The sequence below is a fragment of the Bartonella sp. AA74HLJMH genome (assembly GCF_042197045.1).
In the GTDB taxonomy this organism is placed as follows: Bacteria; Pseudomonadota; Alphaproteobacteria; order Rhizobiales; family Rhizobiaceae; genus Bartonella.
In genome coordinates, this window is sequence record NZ_JBHIRJ010000060.1 from 1 (window position 1) to 2,418 (window position 2,418).

Annotated in this window: 4 protein-coding genes; all 4 read right to left on the reverse strand. The window is 43.1% G+C overall.

Annotated elements, in window-relative coordinates; all coding sequences use genetic code 11:
• Nucleotides 1-1,652: phage tail tape measure protein (locus tag ACFINH_RS09465; protein ID WP_375632896.1), on the reverse strand; the 1,652-nt coding region annotated here is incomplete at its 3' end.
• Complete coding sequence (locus tag ACFINH_RS09470) at nt 1,649-1,720, reverse strand: hypothetical protein (RefSeq protein ID WP_375632902.1); 72 nt, start codon at nt 1,718-1,720, stop codon at nt 1,649-1,651. The genes ACFINH_RS09470 and ACFINH_RS09465, both read right to left, overlap by 4 nt.
• Before the next feature lie 38 nt (nt 1,721-1,758).
• On the reverse strand, nt 1,759-2,046 hold the full coding sequence (locus ACFINH_RS09475) for a phage tail assembly protein (RefSeq protein WP_375632898.1): 288 nt from the start codon (nt 2,044-2,046) through the stop codon (nt 1,759-1,761).
• Nucleotide 2,047: 1 nt separating this feature from the next.
• Nucleotides 2,048-2,418 (reverse strand): phage major tail tube protein (locus tag ACFINH_RS09480; RefSeq protein ID WP_375632900.1); only part of this gene is annotated, 371 nt, incomplete at its 5' end.

Below are 2,418 nucleotides of genomic sequence, written 5' to 3' on the forward strand. Positions count from 1 at the left end.
TCCCAAAGCCCGTTAATCAGATTGGTTCCTGCTTCCATGAGATTGATCCCAAACAGCCACTCAATCAATGCATTGATTTTTTTCGAAATCCAAGAGAGTGGTGAAAAGTTTTTAAAGAGCGTCAAGAGGTTATTGAAAACATTACTACATAAGCTCGCAAAAGAATTCCACAAGTTGCTTATGAAGCTTACTACCGTATCCCAATTTTTGTAGAGCAAATATCCAGCTCCAACAAGGGCTGCAATACCGCCAATTATCCAGCCGATAGGAGTGGTCATGATTGCGATACCAAGCGATATAAAAGCAGAACTAACGGCAGTTATTGCTGGAATGAGTGAAGCTACAAGAGTTACAGCAAGACCAGCAATTGCGGAAGCAGTTGGTGCTATTGCCGCAATGAATGCCCCAGTAAGAACTGCTCCAACTGCGGCTAAGGATGCAGCTACCCAAGCATTGAGTTTGTCCCAATATTTGTAGAGTACAACAAGAGCTGCGATGCCGCCAATTAGCCATCCTATGGGCGTCGTCATTATAGTATAGCCAAGGGTGACAAACGCTGCTCCCGCTGCTCCCGCTGCGGCAATGAGTGGACCAAAAATGAACGAACCAAGTGCCACAAGTCCTACCTTAAAGAGGGTTATTTCACCAATCAGAGGTTCTAGCCATTGGAACCAGCCTTTAATCCTCTCTATAAGATCACTTATGCCTTTTCTTAAATCAGAGGTAGGATTAATCAAATCATTAAGGACTTTTTTTAAGGTTTTTGCCCAACTCGCAACGGTTGTTTGAATGAGGTCGCGGTTTTCATCAATCAACTTTGAAAAACCGTCAATCATATCATTAATCACGGGCATGAAACGGGCGCCAATAAAGCTCGCGATACCGCCTATTTTTTTCTTAAAAGCACCAAGCTTATCACTCAAATCTGCTGCATAGCGTGCAACATCGGCACCTATCAGCCATTTTCCTTTCCGCGCCTTTGCAAACAGCTCTTTAATGGGTGCCATGCCTTGTGCAAGCATGGTCGCCATTTCTTTACCATCACCACCAAACAACAGAGCAGCAATATGCTGTCTTTGTGCTTGATTTTTCATCTTACTCATCTTGTCGGTAATTTCTTCTAACAAGACAGAAGTGGATTTGAGTTTTCCAGAAGTGTTTTTGACAGAAATGCCAAGCGTTTCAAAGCCCATCATGCCTCTTTTTTGTCCAGCATAGGCTTGTGCTGAACGCCTATTTAAAACCGCTAAGGATTGTTGAAAAAGCTCGGCAGAAATGCCTGAACTATCAGCTGCATCCCCCCATAATTGAAGTGATGTAACACTCATTCCCAAATGCCGTGATGCATGGTGAAGACTATCCCCAAGATGCATGGTTTTCATGGTGACAGAGGTCAAGCTTGCCACAAGACCATCACCAGTAAGCCCTAAAGCACCGGTAAAGACCGAAGCACGACTTGCCGCTGTACCAAGGGCTATTTGAACACCTTTAAGGCATGCTGTCATATTTTTTAGTGCAGCAGAAAAGTGGGGAATATTTAATGTATGCGACAAATTCTTAAAAGATTCTTGTACACGTTTGAGAGGTGCGGTGAGTTTGTCCTCAAGAGTCAATTTTACCTTTGCATCGGCAACCTTAGTTGTTTTACTCATTTTGTCTTATACCTTTCTGCTGCTTGTTTTCCCCAGAATATTAATTCTTGTGGTTCCATTTCCATCATGTCTGAAAGGGACCAATGGAACACAATGGCGATATCGGCTATGAGTTTAGCGGCGGTTTCCCAGTCGAGGTATCCCGCCGCTTGATAAAAGACTCCAAAATCTCTCCAATGCTCGACAAGTCATTAATATCGAGTTCTCCAACCGCTTCATGTGCCCATCCAGAAAGGCGTGCAACCATAGCAATTGTTTGCTCTATGCCTTCTTTTTTGTCGATTGCTTGCACATCTTTTGTTTTGGGGCGCTGTAAGGTAATTGTGGTGTGCTCTTTTCCTTCAAAAGTAACAGGTATCAATAATTTATGTGTAATGCTTGTTTGGACTGTCATTTTATAATCCTATATTTTCTCTATGGTCTGCGAGTTGATTGACGCCATTGAATTTTCTCACCAAGTTGAGGACATCTATCTCAACGATTTCAACGTCCTTCTGGACATATTTGAAATATTGCAATGTGAATGTTGCTGTAGAAGTTGCTTTTCCTCCCGGTTGCCATTCTGCCATTTCAAAGCCTTTGCATAGTCCTCTCATGGTAATGACAACACCTTCTGCTGGTGTGCCTTGCGCTTGCATTGAACTTCGTAATGAAATGTCGACATCAGTGCGCCCCAACAGTGCCATCAATTCTGGAGAGCAATCAGAAATAGTCATGCTAAGTGTGAGGGTTTCAAGACCAAGGTCAACTTCAATAGAGCTATCCA

Coding starts and splice junctions, on each gene's coding strand:
- ACFINH_RS09475 (WP_375632898.1), bottom strand. CDS start 2,046: ATGACAGTCCAAACAAGCATTACACATAAATTATTGATACCTGTTACT.